Genomic DNA, 16796 nt, shown 5'->3' with positions numbered 1-16796 from the left:
GGTTGATGAAATAAGGTTAATTCTTATATTTTCACTTTCATAGAAATGTTTTTGTTCTATACCTTGGCCCGATGAACAAAACCGCATGGTTGTGGCTTGTCAAAAGCAAAGGCTGGTTGCTGGCGGGGTTTTTGTTGATTGGATTGGGGCTTTTTGTGGTGACGACGGCGGGGGAATGGCCTGGGGCGATGGCCAGCGTGGCAGCGGAAGGGAAACGACCCAAGGTCATTGCGTATGTTCACACCTACGCATGGTGGGCGGCGGTGATCGACATGGTTTTGATTGTGCTGCTGGCGTTGACGTCGCGATGGTGGACGCGTGGGAGCCAATCGTTGGGTTCGCTGCCGGTGGTGGAGCGGATTGGATTGAAAAGATGGCTGGTGGTTTTGGCGTTGCTGGTGTTCGCGGTGTGGTTGCGCTGGCCGCGGATGGAACTGAGTTTTTACAATGACGAGGCGTTCAATTTCATGCGCATGGTGTGCGGGGATTGGAGGGAACGGGATGCGGATGTGGTGATGCGGTTTCGCGAGGTGAAGTGGGTGGAAACCTGGTGGCTGAACAACATTGGCAACAACTCGCAGCCGCATTCGGTTTTGTCGCGCTTGAGTTATGATGCCTGGCGCGGGATCACCGGGTCGGCGCAGGGTGAGGTGAAGGAGCTGGCGGTGCGACTGCCGGCGTTCTTGGCGGGTCTGTCGGGATTGGTATTGCTGGGGTTTGCGGTGCGTTCGATGGCTGGAAATGGGGCGGCGTTTTGGGCGATGCTGGCGGGGGCGGTGCATGGCTGGCATTTGCGTTATTCGACGGAGGCGCGGGGATACAGCCTGATGTTGTTGGGAGTCTGCCTGGGCTGGTGGTTCCTGCATCGGGCGGTGCACAGCGGACGCTGGCGGGATTGGGCGGGGTATGGTCTGGGGATGTTCCTGACGATCTGGAGTTTTCCGGGCTCCATCTATTTTCTGGCGGTGCAGAATGGTTTGTTGATGGCGTGGCTGGGCTGGCGCTGGCAGAAGGGGGAACTGGAGCTGCCGTTGTTGTTGCGTCCGGTGGTGACGGGGATCGTGGCGGTGATGGTGGCATTGCCATTGATGCTGCCGTTGATGCCGCAGCTGTTGTTGACGCTGAGGGAGGGTGCGGGGATTCAGGGCGAGATGAGGTCCACCTGGCAGACGGATATGTTTGGCTACCTGCTGGCGGGTTGTCGGGGGCTTGACTGGCAGGTGTGGAATCCGCGTAACATCTCGGTATGCCGTTGGTTTCTGGAGATGCCGTGGACGATTGCGGTATTGGCGGTGGTGACGGTGGGGACGACGGTGTTCGGCTCGGTGAGGCTGCTACGGCAGGGTGGGGTGGCGGCGTTGCTGGTGGTGTCGGGACCGCTGGCGGTGGAGGTTGCCTGGTTTGCGATGGTCGCCAAAGGGCAGGTGTTGCATCACTGGTATGGGTTGTATGCGTTGCCGGGGGTGCTGGCGGCGTTGGGGGTGGGGATTGCGGGGTTTAGGCGCGTGCAGGTTCCATTCGGGGCGCTGGCGCTGGTGCTGCCGCTGTTGTTGGCCTGGCAGTGGAGGGACACGCCCAAGCAGGATGAGCGGGGTCCGGTGCTGGCGGTGCGGGGGGCGGTGTATCCGCATTATGCTTCGCATGAGGCGCTGTTTGGGGCGTTTTGGTGCAATTCGGTGATTTACGATCCGCGCATGCTGGCTTTGGCGACGGATGCGGATTTTGATGCGCTGGTCGCGAGGGCGAGGGCGGAGAAGCGGGATCTGTATGTGAATTTTTCCCATCGCGACCTGGCGAAACAGACGATGCCGGAAGCGGTGGCGCGACTGGAGAAGGGGCAGGAGTTTGAGGCAGGCGGGGTGTTTTGGGGGCAGGAGGAGCCGCAGTTCACGCAGTATTTGTTCAAGTTGCGGCCGACGAACGACTGATCGTGCTGGTGGCAGGGCTCGGTGCGGAATAGAGGTTTGCCAATTCGCGGGTTGACGGAGTTGCCCGCACGCGCTTTCTGCTGATGACTCTTCGCTCCCATGCTCCGCATCATCACCCAACAGGCGCAATTGATTGATTGGAATGACGAGAAGCTTCATCCGCTTCCCGACAACCTGGTGTTTTTGGATTTGCTGAATCCGACCCGTGCGGAGGAGCTGGAAGCCGAACAGTGGCTGGAATACGGTCTGCCGACGCGCGAGGAGATGCAGGAGATTGAGGAATCGAGCCGCTTGTATACGGAAAAAGGGGCGCTTTACATGACGGCATGGGTGCCGGTGGGATTGGATTCGTCGGAGCCGGAGACGACGGCGATCTCTTTCGTGGTGAATCCAGAGGCGTTGACGACGGTGCGTTATGGCAATCCGCATCCCTGGCGGGTGCTGTATGATCATGTGCGGCGCGAGTGTTCGCATCCGGTGACGAGTGATGCGGTGTTCCTTTTGCTGGTGGAGCTGATTGTGGCGCGGATTGCGGATTCGCTGCAGAGCATCGAGACGGATTTGCGCCGGGTCTCGCGCAATATTTTCCGGGTGAATGCGGTCACTCGCGATGGCAGTTCAGAGTCGGATTTGAATGAGGTGATCAAGCTGCTAGGTCGGCGCAATGCCTTGGTGGCGGATTTGCGCGAGTGTTTGGTGAGCGTGGCGCGGATGCTGCAATTCTTTCTTAACAACGCGGCTTCGTGGATGCGTGGCGATCTGGCGGCGCAGTTTCGCAGCGTGGCGCGCGACGTGAAATCGCTCGACGATTACACCAACCAGCAGACGCAGGAGATGCAGTTTTTGCTGGAGTCGACGCTCGGTTTGATCAGCATTCAGCAGAACCAGATCATCAAAGTATTCACAGTGGCGAGTGTGATGTTCCTGCCGCCGACCATGATCGCGAGCATTTATGGGATGAACGTGGATCTGCCGGCGCAGCGAAATCCTTTTGGGTTTTGGCTGGTGATGGTGATCATTGTGTTGTCTGCCGTGGTGCCGATCTGGCTGGCCAAACGGAAAAAACTTCTGTAGAAAACGCGTTTATTTTTTGCATGTCTCTACGTATTGTTCGGCTCGTTTTGCTTGCCCTGTTGCTGGCGACGGTGGCGATTTTGATCTTTGGTCCTGACAGCAAGGATCATGTGAAGGATATCGAGAAGGCGTTGGATGCAGGGAAGAAAGTCGACTGGTGGGACGATGCGGCGATCGGGGTTCGTTATGCGGCGTGGATCAATCTTGGGTTGTTGACGGTGCTGCTGGCAACCAGTGGATTTTGGGGGATCACGAAGGACGCGATTTCCAAAGTGGCGCTTTGGGAAGACAAGGCACGGTGGTTTTGGCCGGTGGTTTTGTTCGCGATGTTGCTGGGTGTGGCCGTGAGGGCACCACTGGCCAGCAAGAGTTTGTGGTGGGATGAAAGCTGGCAGATGATGCAGGCGAGCCATGGTCGGTGGAAGGTGGATGCCAAGGATCCTGACAAGGTGGAATTCCAACGTCACGACTGGAAACGTGCGGCGTGGTATTATCAAAAACCGACCAATCATGCGCCGATGTCGGTTGCACAAAAATCGAGCCAGTCGGTATGGCGTCTGTTCACTGGTGCTCCGCCACATGCGTTCAGCGATCTGGCAGCTCGGGTGCCAGCGTTGTTGAGTTCGGCGCTGTCGGTGTTGTTACTGGCGTGTTTGTTGCGATCATGGGGTCGACCGGCGGCAGGGGTTTGGGCGGCGATGTTGCTGGCGCTGCATCCTTGGGCGCTGAGGTATGGCGTTGATGCGCGAGGTTATGCGTTCGTTCTGCCGATGAGCATTGCTGCGTTGTTTGCCGTCACCCGGCTGGTGCAAACGAGGGGCACGAGTTGGTGGGCCTGGCTGGGATTGGCGCTGGCAGAGTTTGTGTGGCTTTGGGCGTATCCGCAGGCGGTGTTTGATTTGTTGATGGTGAACCTGGTGCTCATTGGTTTGCTGTGGATGCGCGTGGAGAAAGATCAGCGTTGGTCAATGCTGGGTCGGGTGGTGGCGGTCAATGTCATGGCTGCGACGCTGTTCATCCAGGCGTTCCTTCCCAATGCCATGCAGGCCTTGCGTTGGGCGGGCAATGAAACCGTTTCGCAGCCATTTTCGCTGTCGTTGTTCAACAGTCTTTTGAGCCATTTGTTTTTGGGAGTGGCCCATGGGTGGGGGCCGGGGGTGGAGGCGGCCGGGTTGCCGACGAGTTATCCGAGCGCCGCGCCGTGGGGTCTCACGGTGGAATTTCTCTGGTTGATGCCGGTGTTGCTTATCGCGCTTTGGTTCTTTACTCCGAAAGACTTTGGTGGACTAAAGAAAGGCCCCTGGCTTCTGCTCGCAGCTCCGGTCGTTGGCAGTGGGTTGTATGTGGCGATGTCGGTGGTTACCGATGGTTACTTTTATCCGCGATTTGTCATCAGCATGTTGCCGGTCTGGTTGGCGTTTACCTGTCTGGTCCTCGGCTCGAACAAACCCGGTTTTAACTGGCGGATCGTTCCCGTGGCGATGGTGCTGGTGATGTTGATCTCACCGGTATGGGCCGCGCAGCTGAAAGTATTGATGGAGCGTCCCATTGCTCCCATTCACGATGTTGCGGACTTCATGAGCGAAAAAGTCACGGCGACTGATGGCAAAGCGTTGATCGCCTGCTTCGGACACGGACGCGAAATCATGCCGCTGTATGCACCCAACATGCGCTTGATCGACTCTTTCGCCGACCTACAGGCGCTTGCGCAGGAAGCAAAAGATGCCCAGCGTCCTTTGTATGTGGCTTATGGCCATGTGCAGTTCAACAGCGGCGTGTTTCCGGAGGCCATCCAGATGTTGCGAGCGCCGACGTTGTTTCGTGAAATTGCTGCCTTCAACGGCATTGAGTCGGAGTTTTATTACCGCGTTTTGGAATCGGTCACGATTACCAATCCTTGAATTGATGTTGCGCCAGTCGTGAATTGAAATAACGCGGATCATCCGAGACTTCTGCGCCCAGCCATGACGGTTTTTCAAATGCGGCGTCCTCTGACGGCAGCTCAAGTTCCGCGACAATCAATCCTGCGTTGTCGCCATAAAATTCATCCACCTCCCAACGGTTGCCGGCATGCAGAACGATGAAGCGCGTTTTCTCGATCAACGGTGGCAGACACAATCGGAGAAGCTCCTCCGCGTCCGACAGTGGAATGGCATATTCAAACTCATCCCTTGCCAGTCCGCTTCGGCGTCCCTTGATGGTGACGAAGGCGTTTTCGCCTGCGATGCGGATTCTCACGGTGCGATCAGGGTCGCGCGCCAGATAACCCTGCTTCATCATGGTTCCCGAGGCTCCCTCACGCCATGCGTCAGAGGCCACCAGGAATTTACGTTCGATTTCGACAGGCATTGATGTTGGGCAGCAAATCAGTGTCGGGTCAAAAAGCAACCCTCCGTCTTCCCGGAAATCCGCCGTTGCTCTTCATCTACTTCCCTGTCAAACTCCGCCATCATGAGTCTCGCCCAACTCGTCTTCGTCGGATTTAACAAAAACGTCGCTGCGCTGGATCGTCATAGCGGAACCATTGTCTGGGAGTGGCGCGCGGCCAAGGGTTCCTCATATGTCACCTTGCACCTCGACCGCGATCTGCTGATTGTGGCGGTGGACGGTTACATGTATGGCCTGGATGCAATGACCGGAGAGGAGCGCTGGTTCAATCCAATGTCAGGTTATGGGACGGGTGTCACTTCCATTGCATCGGTGAGTGGCAGTGTCGGCAACCTCCCTGCGGCTGCGGCGCAGACCTATCAGCAACAGCAGCAAAACGATCAGGCGACCTATCATCATTCCAGTTGATCTGGTTCGGGCTGCCGACCATTAACCGCCTTGATGCGAGCATGGAGTTTTTTGCTCCATCGACAAAATAATTTGCGTAAAGTGGTGCCTTGGTGATCATGGGAGACCTCTCCAATCATCGAGACAATCAGCGCGCATGAGCCAAAAACTTTCCCCACCCTCCGTGCTGGAGCATCGGCTTCCCTCGTCGGCACCGAACTTGGGATGCACCTTTGCATTGGGGGCGCTTTTTGTTGGGATTTGCTGGCTGGGGTTTTATATGCTCGGGCGGCACCCAGAAGAAGACGATGCATGGATCATCAAGGTGTTTGCCGGGGTGTTTGGGCTGGTCGGGTTGCTGATTATCTGGTCGTGGTTCCAGCAGATGATGATGTCCCGCACGCCGCACACGCAGGTCGAGGTTTCGGCCAGGCCGTTTTTGAAAGGTCATTCATGCAAAGTGGCGCTGGTGCAGCCGGGTCCGGCGCATCTTCGATCACTGCGCGCCAACCTCGTTTGTGTGCAACGGGATGTGACCTGGAGGAAACCCACCGGAGGGAGCAATACCGACAAATACAAACAAGTGGCGGAGAAAATCGTCTCGACGGAAACCTTGGTGGAGGCTCTTCATTTGCGGGTTCTGAGCGGCGACACCTGGCATGAAGTGCGTGAATTCACCATCCCCTCCGACGGTCCGTCATCCAAGACGACACCGGAGCAGGTCATTCTTTGGAAGATTGAAGTGTGGGGCGAAGGCGGGTTTTTTGGCAGTTTCCTGCATGTGCATGAAATCGTGGTTCTCAGCGAAAGCGAAGCTTTAGCCCTCGCCGCAGCGGAATCGGAAGCCGATGAAGCGACTTCCGCTGACTGATGTGAGGCCTTGAATCAAAGCGTGATTTCCTTGGTGCCGGCCGCTTCTTTTGTTGGCGTGGCTTTCACCTTATCCAGCACACTTTTCTCGGGTCGATCCTGGCCGGCTTTGACGGTGTATTCGCCATCGGCGAAAACGGGAGCTTGATACCGGTTCCCTTGAATCCGCAAGGTGGAAATGATCTCGCTGCCGTCGGCTTTGAGCACCTGCACCACCAAATCTTTGGCCTCCTTGAACAACAGTTCGGGCAACCATGCGACGGGTTTGCGTCCATCATTCGCCGCCATTTCCACCTGAATTGGCCATCCCGGAAACTGGGCATTTGCTCCATCTTTCGAATCGGCAAATCGCGGCCAGCATTCAAAGGTGACCCGACGCGATTTCTTATCGAACCGTGCCAGTCCGTAGCCGTCGGCGCGCTGCTGTTCATCCTCAATGTCGGGCGGGTTTGCATAGGCCATCATGGAGATCTTGTTGCCCAGTCCGTCCTTGAAATCGCCTGTCCAGGGCAGGGGACTGTCCGGCACGGGATTGGGGCCCGGCTTCTCGTCCAATGGGTGCCACCAGCGTCCGTAAATCGTGTTCACCAAGGCCGGACTCGTGAATGAATAAGGCGCATCGCCCCACTCATCAATGCCGTGCTTCACCACCACGGCCAGATGCTGATCGCCACACAAATGCACCGCCTGACAACGACGCAAAGCTTCCAATGCCCGGTTGCGTCCCGTTTGCGGCCAGCCGTTGCAGTCAAGATCTGCCAGAAGGCGGTCGTTCCGTTTGCCATGCATGTGAACGGCACCGCAAAAGGCGGTTTGCGACAACACGACTTTCATCTCCGCGCCCTGCCAATCCTCGCCCCAGGCGCTTAAGAACTTGAGTTGTCGATCCCCCAACAATTGCAAGCCTGGCAGGTCAATCGAGGCCGGGTCATAACTCGGGTCATTGATGTGATCGGGACGCGGTCCCATCGCTGGAATGTTGCCAAAGGGTGCGGATTTGAATTTCCGATCCTCGAGAATCGCGAAGTCGACTCCGCCCAATCGCATCCGCGTGAAATACACGGTGATGCCACGTTGAATGGGGGCGGGATCAACAGCATCGGGCAGATGCCAGGATTGCTGACGCTGCACCATGTTGACATACTCCACCGGATAAAAATAGCCGCCGTCCGCGTTGTCCTTACGGGTCGATAATTTGCCGTTTTCACCCCACAAATTGGGATGTCCGACATCGTGGTCATCTGGAATGGAAATGGTCGGACGATCGCGCATCACATCGCGAAACTGCAGGCCGAACTCGATCCATCCCGCAGTGTGCTCGGTGTGGCGGTAGGTCTGGTCACCGGCGAAAAACAGCAGGTCGGGGTCCTGGGCCAGAAGGTTGTCGATGATCTCTGGTCGGAAACCGGTGGTGCGACTTGAGTTGCAGGACATGTTGGCGATGACGATCTCGTCCTTGTCCACCGGATCGCGACGGATCACCCCGGTAAACATGGCCGCCTCGCCGTGCCGAACCCGATAAGGCACGTTCACCGAGGCATCCCAGCCTCCCACCCGAAAATGGGCGCTCCATCCTGGAAAAACCACCTCCACCCGGGCCGCTTCCGTCCATTGACCATCCCGTTCAAATTCCAGTCGTGCCTCCCTGGCTTCGCCGGGCTTCAGCGGATACAGTTGGGCGGTCAGTTTCAACACCCCGGAATCCTGGGTGTAGAGGGCGAATGCCACCACCTTGTCGCGGGGCACGGTCATCAATGGTGGAGCGGATTTGCCCTTCGGTTTTTTGGTCCACCAATCGCCCACGGCCAGTGAATCCAAGGCAGGGAATTCTTCTCCAAACGGCATTGGAGAAGTGGCGGCAAAGGTTGGAGCGGCCATCAGGCTGCCGGTAGTCAGAGCGAGGCTGCGAAGGTGGGAACGGCGGGTCTGGCGCATAAATCAAAATCGTTCCATCGCAACGAATCGCTTCCGCCCACTCTTTCCACAAACCACCCCGCCCACCAAATAACCTCTCCCCCTCAGGACTCCTTTTGAAACGCTTGGATCAATTGATCAACCCCCTCACCATGTTCAAGCTTTTGACGAGGCTCCGAGCCACCCGTGGCACCATACTCGCCCATCATCACCGCCTCATAGAGCGCCACTCCGCGCAGCCCTGTCACCAGCTTCAACCCAGATTTTCCAACTCCCGACTCCTCAAGACAACTCTGCGAAATTTTCCACAAGGCGTCCGCCAACGCGTCCTTGGATTCCTTGTCATACTTGCGCAAATCCGGCACCTTCATCAACACGATACAGGTCTCCCCATTCATATCACACCGCACCGGACACCGCGTGTTCAACGACTTTCCCTTCTCACCTTGCGCGGCGAATTCAAGCATCCTCTGCATGCTGCTGCTGATCTGATCTCCCAGCCTTCGCGCCTCGGAAGTATTGCCGCTGTTTACATCGGCAGAAATGCTCTTGTTTGCCTCATCATACGCCGCATACCCAGGCTCGCTTTTGCGCGAGGCATCCTGTTTCTCTGCATTCAGCATCCCCAAAACAATCGGAGTCACCAACGCGAACGGTGCCGCCACCATCAAAGACCGGAACACCATCATCCCCGTTCCCGCAGCGGCCGGTTTCCGTCTCGTCGCCATCACCTCCGCCGCACGACCCGGCCCTGTCAATGCTTCCAAAACTTGCACGGTCACGTCTTTTCCCCCACGAAAGTTGGAGATCAGTGCGCCAATCGTATAAATCGGCCCCCAAGGAAAACCCCACCACCCCACCACCGACGACAACAGACTATACCCCACTGCCGCCCCTGTGCCGTCCACACCCCGTCGCAAAAAACGCACCGATGAACTGCGCCGAAAAGTGAGAATCAGGATCGACACGCAATAACTGAAAAGAACAAAACGCCCCCCCTCCGCCACCTCCTGCTCCACCTCTGCCACCGACATCCCCTCCGTGCCCGGAATCACCTTTCCCGTCGGATTGGAAGCAACAGGAACATCGGATGGAATCGGCGGCGGCTGGCTCATAGGTCGAAATTTCCGACATCCTATGAGAAAGCCCCTCCTCCAGACAAGAAGATTCAACCAGTTGAGTTGACGCCCCCATTTTCTGTTTTCATCATACCATCATGGCCTACCTCAACAGCAAACCCCGCAATCCCAAGGTTTGTCCGGTGTGTGGCGAGGACGTTCCGCCCAAAGCCCTGGCCTGTCCTGAGTGTGGTTCCGACCACAACACCGGCTGGAAAAAGGACGCGTATCAAAATGACGGTCTGAATCTTCCCGATGAGGAATTCGACTACGATGAATTCATCAAGGAAGAATTTGGTGGAGCCAGTCCGCGACCCAGTGGCCTGCGCCCTCTCTGGTGGATCACCGGCATCGTCCTCCTCGTGGTTTGGATCTACACATTAATCAGCGCGGGCTGAACCCCGTTTTGAGCAACCTTTCTGTGCAATCCACAAATCTCACCACCTGCCCGGAGTCTGGCACAAGCACTCCTTGACGATTCCCCGTCCGAGCCGTTCACTCCTTTCCCATGTCATCCGCTGTCGCTGCCGCCGTTGGTTTTAAAGAATGGTCCTTTGTTTGTGAGGCCCTTGGTCAGGGTGTGCAAACCCTCATCCTCCGCAAAGGTGGCATTCACGAGGGCAAAAAGGGTTTTCAGTTTTCCCATGAAAACTTCTGGCTGTTTCCCACCGGGTTTCATGCCCAGGAGGCCCAGCTGAACTGGCTGCCGCCAAACGCCGCCGAAGTCACGGTTCCACAGGATGAAATGCGTGAATCGGTCGAGATCCGCCATTTCGCCAAAATGCATGCGGTATGGCGTGTCACCGATTGGAACCGAGTCTCCGCCCTTGCCCCGTTTCATGTGTGGACGGAGGAGGTCGTGCGCGAGCGTTTCGCCTGGAACGAAGAGAGCTGCCTGCACATTGCGCTGGTGCGAGTTTCCACCCTTCCGCAAACGTGGAGCTTCCCCTATCAACGTGGTTACGGCGGCTGCCGCTCATGGGTCAACCTCCCCGAAGAAGGCATCGCACTCGAATCCCAGCTCGCCGATGTCCTCGACGATTCCACCTGGCAGCAGCAGGCCGCCAGCATCCGCACCCTTCTCGGCGAAGCCACCAGCATTGCCTCCTCATGAGCGCGACTGAGAACGAAGTTTTGCGCAGCTGGGTCGAAGTGGACCTCGACGCCCTGCGTCATAATGCCGACGTAGCGCGTCGCGAAAGCGGCACCGAGATCATGGCGATCGTCAAAGCCGGCGCCTACGGGCACGGGGTGGCGCGGGTCGCCCAGGCGCTGGTTCCCCAGGTCGCCATGTTCGGCGTCGCCAACCTTCGCGAGGCCATCGAATTGCGGGACGCTGGGATCGACACCTCCATTTGCCTCCTCGGAGCCTGCCTTGAAGAGGAATACGAATCCGCCTTGCAGGGTCGATTCCATCTCACCGTCAACAGCCTCGACCAGGCTCATGCCCTTAATCAACTAGCCGGGAAAATCGGTATCCATGCTCAGGTGCACGCCGTGGTCGATACCGGCATGGGCCGCCTGGGTTTTCCGGAGACCGAATGGCAGGAAGGCACCATTCGCGAGCTCATCCACCTGCCTCATCTCACTTGGGAAGGTTTTGCTTCGCACCTGCCTGTGGCGGATGAAGACAACGAATTCACCCATCGGCAGATCACCCGCTTTCGCGAGATGGTGCAGCTTACGCAAACCCATGGCATGCGCCCGCACTGGACCCATCTTTGCAACAGCGCCGGCATCCTCGGTTTTAGAGAGCCACAATCTTTTTGCAACCTCACCCGGCCTGGTCTGCTTCTCTACGGGGTTTCGCCCCTTCCGCCATCGCAGTCCCTCCTTCGCTCCACCCTGACATGGAAGACCCGCATCACCCTGCTGCGGCAGCTTCCCGCCGGACATGGCGTCAGCTACGGTCGCAGCGTTCTTCTTCAACGCCCCAGCCAGGTCGCCACGCTTGCCTGTGGATATGCCGATGGCTACCCGCGCCAAGCCTCCAATCAGGACACCCATGTCCTCATTCACGGCAAACGCTGTCCCCTGCTTGGCCGGGTGACCATGGATCAGATCATGGTCGACGTCACTGATCTCCCGGAGAATGCCCACGTTGGGGACGAGGTGGTTCTTCTGGGTCAGCAGGGTGACGAAATGATCACGCCGGTCGAGCTCGCCGACAAAGCCGGCACCATTGCATGGGACATTTTCACGGGAATTGGCCGTCGTGTCACACGTCTCTACTGCGAGGTTTGAAAAACGTTCAAAAAATCCCAACGGCATCGTTGCAAGACCGCAAGGCGTGTGTGAGATAGACAAGGTCTTACGTTTTGCATTTCCCGACGCACAACGTTGACACACCAACACCTTCTCCCTACCTTGCGCTGTTTATGAACGTCACCGGTATCTCTCAATGTATCCGATTGTCGCTTGCGGCTGGCCTCGCTCTTGTGGCCGTCTCTTGCAGCACCAAAACCACCGGTGGCGGCGCGACCATTTACAAGGTGAACCCCTTCCACCTCGCTGATGTCAACGCTTCCAAACCGGTTGCTGATCCGTCCATTCCCTTCGAGCGTAACTATCGCCTTCACGGAGCCATTTCTCCGGTCGAACGTCAGGCACGCCAGGGCAATTATTACAACATCTTCTGGAAAATTCGCGACCGCAGCCAGCCAGTCACCGTTCGTTTTGAGTATCGCCAGAAAAACACCGGCATGACCACCAAAGTCGTCGAGCAGGAAGTGCAGCCCCGTCGCAAGAACTCCACCGAATTTTCCTTCATCGGCGAAGATTATGTGATCAACGGACCTGTCACTTCCTGGCGTGCCAGCATCGTTCGCGGGAGCGAAGTCCTGGTTGAATACAAATCCTACCTTTGGGAATAATTTTGCCCCATCGGGCGCGTGCTTTCCGGCACGCGCCTTTTTGCGTATGTGAACCTTTTCCCATCACCCGTTCGTAATCAATTATCAACCACTCCACGATCCAACGCCTCTCTGGGCGCGTCCCCCTCATCAATTTTTGGATCTCCCGGCTGCCTGCCGTTCCACTCCATTTCCCTCATTCACGCCTGTGCTTGAACACTTTCCTTCATTTCATTTCAATATTCACCGCCCCATTTCCGCGATCTTCAGCCTGTCATGACACCACCCGCACCCATTCTCGTAGGACAAGTTGGCAACCTGCTCTGGCTCCGCGTGGAAGGCAAAGGCTCGTTCCAAAACAGCGTCCAGGTAAAACGCTGTTTCCAAACCATGATGGAGAAGGGCAGCCGCCACTTTGTCGTTGATCTCGAACGATGTCCCATCATGGACAGCACCTTTCTTGGCACCCTCACCGGAGCCGCGCTCAATCTCCAAAGCAAAGGCGAAGGCGAAGTCTGCATCATCAATGCCAACGCCCGCAACCACCAACTCCTGACCAGCCTCGGCCTTGATCACATTCTCGAAGTCGACACCGAAGGCGAACGCTATCGCGAAGAACGCGAACTTGTCCGTGCCGACCTGAGCACCATTCCGCAAGAAGGAGGCGCTCCCGACAAAACCGAACAGGCCGAGCACGTCCTTGCCGCCCATGAAGCCCTCACCCAGGCGAACGAAGAAAACGCCAGCCGCTTCAAGGACGTCATCGAATTTCTCGAAAAAGAACTTCGCGCCAAATCCGGTGCCACGGCATGAACATCCTTCTGGATTCAACCTTTTCCGGTGTGGTTGCTGACCCCACGCCCAGCTGCTTGTTATGATCGGATGGATCATCGCCGCAATCCTCCTGCTCATCATGGCAGGCGTCGGCTGGCCCCTCTACAAGGCGCTCAAGGCCTCCCGCAAAGACTTAAAAGATTTTCTCCAGGACGACACCGAGCGTGCCGGCCGTCGCCGCCGCGTTTTTGATGTCCTGCACACCCTCGGAAACGCCATTCTTCACGGCCAGTCCGACACCACCCTCCATCGACTCATTGCCGAAGGTGCCGTTCGTGTGGTGCAATCCCAAGGTGCCATCCTCTATCTCCTTGATGAAAAAGGCAAATCGCTCGTGCCCCGCCACTGCACCAAGGACTGCCCTCCGCTGATCTCGCTTCCCGAGCGCATCATCGACCAGGCCCGCAGCAACGTCGGCACCCTCCCCAGCTTTCTCCGCCTCCACAGCATCGCACCTGGCGAAGGTGTCATTGGCTCCGTTCTGGCCGAACAACGCGAAGAAAACATCCCTGATCTCCGCCACCATCCCAAGTTTCAAGGTGCCAGCAACCCCTTCCAAAGCCACGTCGCCGCCCTCATCGCACCCCTCAATCACGGCGGTCGACATCTCGGCGTCCTCGCCGCCGCCTCCGACACCACCACTCCCTTCAGCGAACACGAACTAGAAATGTTCGTCGCCCTGGCCCGGCAATGCGGATTCGCCCTAGGCAACGCCCAGGCCCACCAGGAGGCCAACGCCAAAAAAGCCCTTGAGGCCGAACTCCGCAACGCCAGCGAAATCCAGCGCATTCTTCTTCCCGAAAAAGCTCCCGACATCCCCGGCTTCGACATCGCCGCCCGCAACGTTCCCGCCCGACTCGTCAGCGGCGATTATTTTGACTTTTTCCCCATCGGCACCGATCACGTCGGCGTCGCCATCGCCGACGTCTGTGGCAAAGGGATTCCCGCCGCCCTGCTGACCGCCATGTGTCGCAGCGTGCTGCGGGCCAACGCCCGTGAAATCCTCAGCCCTGCGGCAGTCATGAGCCTGGTGAACCGCAACCTCTTCCCGGACATCCGTGAAGACATGTTCATCACCGCCGCCTACGCCGTCCTCTCCGCCGATGGCAACAGCGTCATGCTCGCCCGCGCCGGTCACACCAGTCCTCTCCTCTGGAAACACGCCACCGGCCAGGTCGAGGAAGTCAAGGCCCCGGGCCTCGCCGTCGGCGTCGACAAAGGCAACGTCTTTGACCGCATCACCCGCGATGTCAGCGTCCCCATGGACCACGGCGATGTCCTGCTTTTCTACACCGATGGCGTCGACGAAGCCACCGACCACAAAGGCCTCCTTTTTGGAGTCGACCGCATCAAAACCGTCCTTAGTCTCGCCGCCCCGAACGGTGCTCAGGCCGTCATCGACGCCCTCTGCGACGCCGTCACCAAATTCATGGGCGGCGACCCTCAAACCGACGACATCACCCTCGTCGCCATGTGCAAAAAATAACCCCGTGACACAGGCTTGCAGCCTGTGGGTGAAGCAGGCATTTTGCCTGCCCGAACGGCTCCTCGCCCGATCCAAGCCCGGCGTTCCGTTCTCTCCCACAGCCTCCATTTGCCAATCCGGCCTCTCCCCGTATCCTCAACCCATGCCCGCACCATCCTGGCGTAAACCCAAGCCATCCGCCAAAAAAACCACCCGTCCCGAAGGCGACCCAGCATCGCAAAACACCTCGTGGGAAAAATCTGCCGATTGGTATGACCGACTCATCGGTGCCCAAGGGTCCGAGCTCTACCAAAACGTCGTCATCCCCGGCGCCTTAAAACTTCTCAAACCCGGCCAAACCAAAGGCAAATCCGAATCGGAATCCATTCTCGATCTCGGCTGCGGACAAGGCGTCTTCACCCGCGCCATTCAATCTACCACACCGCCCGGCACCCAGCTCACCGGCGTCGATCTTTCACCCACCCTCATCGCCAAAGCGAAAAGCTACCCCGGTGCCAAAGACATCCGATATTTCGCCCGCGACGCCGCCAGTCTCGATGGACTCGGCGAATTCGATGCCATCTCCGCCATCCTCTGCATCCAGAACATGCCCCATCTGGACAAAGTCAGCAGCGCCTGCGCCCGCATCCTCAAGCCCGGCGGCCGCATGCTGTGGGTCCTCAATCATCCCGCCTTCCGCATCCCCCGCCAGTCCTCCTGGGGCTGGGAAGACGACCGCAAGATCCAATACCGCCGACTCGACGCCTACAGTTCCGAAATGGAGATCCCCATCCTCATGCACCCCGGGCAGGAAAAGAGCGAGAGCACCGTCAGTTTCCACCACAGCCTGCAGAACCTTCTTCTTCCCGGCTTTCAAAGCGGTCTAAGCCTCACCGGCTTGGAAGAATGGCACTCCAACAAAACCAGCGAACCCGGCCCCAAGGCCCGCGCTGAAAACCGTGCCCGGAACGAATTCCCCCTCTTCCTCGCCCTCCTCTGGCAGAAAAAGTAATCTTAGAGTAGAAGGCTCGAGCCGGGTCTTGCAGACCTTGTTTGTCAGGCCCACTCTGCGCCATCGGGAACGACTTCTAGTCCTCCACATGGGCACGTTGTTCCGACGCGAGACGCAGCACCAAGGTTGCAGACCCAAGGATGGCTTCGCATTTCCCATCGCACAAACAGGAGCTTTTTGGCTCAGTTTTTGCCCTACAACTTACTAAGACTATTCCCATCTATGCATGAAAGCCTGTCTCCGCCCCCGCAAGCTCTACTTTGCCCCTTCCTGAGCTAGAAACCCCTTCCCCATCAAAGCTCCACTCCGCACCGCCGATGACACGCCCCAACCCCGAATTTTCCAAGTTTTACCAAGCATTGTCCAACGCCAATGCTTTCACGTCTTGGAATGGCAACGTCGTCCGCCAGACAGCCCCGCGCTGGATGGCTCGCCCCTACCGCTTCACAGGAGCAGGTGCTGTTCACTCCGGCGGACGCTGGACCGTTCAACGTCTCATGCCCTCCGTCTACGCAAGCACGGATCCCATCACCCTCAACGAAGAACTCTACTACAAAGGCACGCGTTACGGATTCACCGACGCCGATTTCAAAGCCCAGCTCAGGGCCGGCATGCACTGGGAGCTCCAGGCCGTGCTTGACCTCACCCAGCCCACCATCCTCGACCTTCTCGGAGTGTCCCACACCCAAATCGTCAGTTGCAATTGGGAAGACGCTCAAAAATCTGGCATCGAGCCCATCACTCAGGCCATCGCAAGAGCCGCCTTCGAGCATCTCGTCGAAGGACTCGTTGTTCCTTCCGCCCGACGCCGCAACGGCGTTAACGTCGTCTATTTTCCCTGCCATCGACGCGATGGCAGTCTCATTCAAACCCTGGACGAAGCGAACATCCCATTCGTTCACGGCTTATAAAGTGCACATTTGCATGCATATGTGCTGGACAACCTTCTCTCCC

Annotated in this window: 16 protein-coding genes; 13 read left to right on the top strand and 3 right to left on the bottom strand. The window is 57.7% G+C overall.

Annotation, left to right across the window (positions count from 1 at the left end):
• Positions 1 to 71: 71 nt before the first annotated feature.
• The 3 genes from FEM03_RS05620 to FEM03_RS05610 all read left to right on the top strand — a co-directional run bounded on the left by FEM03_RS05620 (position 72) and on the right by FEM03_RS05610 (position 4903).
• Complete coding sequence (locus FEM03_RS05620; RefSeq protein ID WP_138085215.1) at positions 72 to 1928, top strand: glycosyltransferase family protein; 1857 nt, start codon at positions 72 to 74, stop codon at positions 1926 to 1928.
• Positions 1929 to 2027: 99 nt separating this feature from the next.
• Complete coding sequence (locus FEM03_RS05615) at positions 2028 to 3002, top strand: magnesium transporter CorA family protein (protein WP_138085214.1); 975 nt, start codon at positions 2028 to 2030, stop codon at positions 3000 to 3002.
• 20 nt (positions 3003 to 3022) lie between these two features.
• On the top strand, positions 3023 to 4903 hold the full coding sequence (locus FEM03_RS05610; RefSeq protein ID WP_138085213.1) for a glycosyltransferase family 39 protein: 1881 nt from the start codon (positions 3023 to 3025) through the stop codon (positions 4901 to 4903).
• Here FEM03_RS05610 and FEM03_RS05605 read toward each other — a convergent pair.
• Positions 4890 to 5390, bottom strand: coding sequence for a CYTH domain-containing protein (locus FEM03_RS05605; protein WP_240772683.1), 501 nt, complete (start codon positions 5388 to 5390; stop codon positions 4890 to 4892). The two genes, FEM03_RS05610 and FEM03_RS05605, sit on opposite strands and share 14 nt — an antisense overlap.
• Positions 5391 to 5453: 63 nt before the next feature.
• On the opposite strand from FEM03_RS05605, the gene FEM03_RS05600 reads away from it, so the two are divergent.
• Positions 5454 to 5798 (top strand): PQQ-binding-like beta-propeller repeat protein, encoded by a 345-nt coding sequence (locus tag FEM03_RS05600; protein WP_138085212.1) that lies wholly within the window; start codon positions 5454 to 5456, stop codon positions 5796 to 5798.
• A gap of 136 nt (positions 5799 to 5934) precedes the next feature.
• Positions 5935 to 6648 (top strand): hypothetical protein, encoded by a 714-nt coding sequence (locus FEM03_RS05595; protein WP_138085211.1) that lies wholly within the window; start codon positions 5935 to 5937, stop codon positions 6646 to 6648.
• A 14-nt stretch (positions 6649 to 6662) separates the two neighbouring features.
• Here the strand turns inward: FEM03_RS05595 and FEM03_RS05590 are convergent, their stop codons facing one another.
• Entirely contained in the window at positions 6663 to 8582 is a 1920-nt protein-coding gene (locus FEM03_RS05590; RefSeq protein WP_138085210.1) for an alkaline phosphatase D family protein, read from the bottom strand.
• Between the two features lie 83 nt (positions 8583 to 8665).
• Positions 8666 to 9676 (bottom strand): hypothetical protein, encoded by a 1011-nt coding sequence (locus FEM03_RS24695; protein ID WP_206170885.1) that lies wholly within the window; start codon positions 9674 to 9676, stop codon positions 8666 to 8668.
• A gap of 101 nt (positions 9677 to 9777) precedes the next feature.
• Between FEM03_RS24695 and FEM03_RS05580 the strand changes: the two genes are divergently transcribed.
• The 8 genes from FEM03_RS05580 (at position 9778) to FEM03_RS05545 (ending at position 16753) form a co-directional block, all read left to right on the top strand.
• A complete protein-coding gene (locus FEM03_RS05580; RefSeq protein WP_138085209.1) occupies positions 9778 to 10077 on the top strand; it encodes a zinc ribbon domain-containing protein in 300 nt (99 codons plus the stop codon).
• 110 nt (positions 10078 to 10187) lie between these two features.
• Entirely contained in the window at positions 10188 to 10793 is a 606-nt protein-coding gene (locus FEM03_RS05575; protein WP_138085208.1) for a DUF1802 family protein, read from the top strand.
• Positions 10790 to 11923, top strand: a complete 1134-nt coding sequence (gene alr / locus FEM03_RS05570) for an alanine racemase (protein ID WP_166442648.1) — start codon at positions 10790 to 10792, stop codon at positions 11921 to 11923. The genes FEM03_RS05575 and alr overlap by 4 nt, the downstream gene beginning before the upstream one ends.
• Before the next feature lie 167 nt (positions 11924 to 12090).
• Positions 12091 to 12552: a hypothetical protein gene (locus FEM03_RS05565; RefSeq protein WP_138085206.1), complete on the top strand. Its 462-nt coding sequence runs from the start codon at positions 12091 to 12093 to the stop codon at positions 12550 to 12552.
• Between the two features lie 255 nt (positions 12553 to 12807).
• Complete coding sequence (locus FEM03_RS05560) at positions 12808 to 13344, top strand: STAS domain-containing protein (RefSeq protein ID WP_138085205.1); 537 nt, start codon at positions 12808 to 12810, stop codon at positions 13342 to 13344.
• A gap of 61 nt (positions 13345 to 13405) precedes the next feature.
• Positions 13406 to 14851, top strand: coding sequence for a GAF domain-containing SpoIIE family protein phosphatase (locus FEM03_RS05555; protein ID WP_138085204.1), 1446 nt, complete (start codon positions 13406 to 13408; stop codon positions 14849 to 14851).
• Between the two features lie 142 nt (positions 14852 to 14993).
• Positions 14994 to 15842 (top strand): class I SAM-dependent methyltransferase, encoded by an 849-nt coding sequence (locus FEM03_RS05550; RefSeq protein ID WP_138085203.1) that lies wholly within the window; start codon positions 14994 to 14996, stop codon positions 15840 to 15842.
• Between the two features lie 317 nt (positions 15843 to 16159).
• Complete coding sequence (locus FEM03_RS05545; RefSeq protein ID WP_138085202.1) at positions 16160 to 16753, top strand: RES family NAD+ phosphorylase; 594 nt, start codon at positions 16160 to 16162, stop codon at positions 16751 to 16753.
• Positions 16754 to 16796 lie beyond the last annotated feature (43 nt).

Source organism: Phragmitibacter flavus, from assembly GCF_005780165.1.
GTDB lineage: Bacteria > Verrucomicrobiota > Verrucomicrobiia > Verrucomicrobiales > Verrucomicrobiaceae > Phragmitibacter > Phragmitibacter flavus.
Note: the sequence above shows the minus strand (reverse complement) of the source record. Positions and strands in the feature narration are given on the sequence as shown.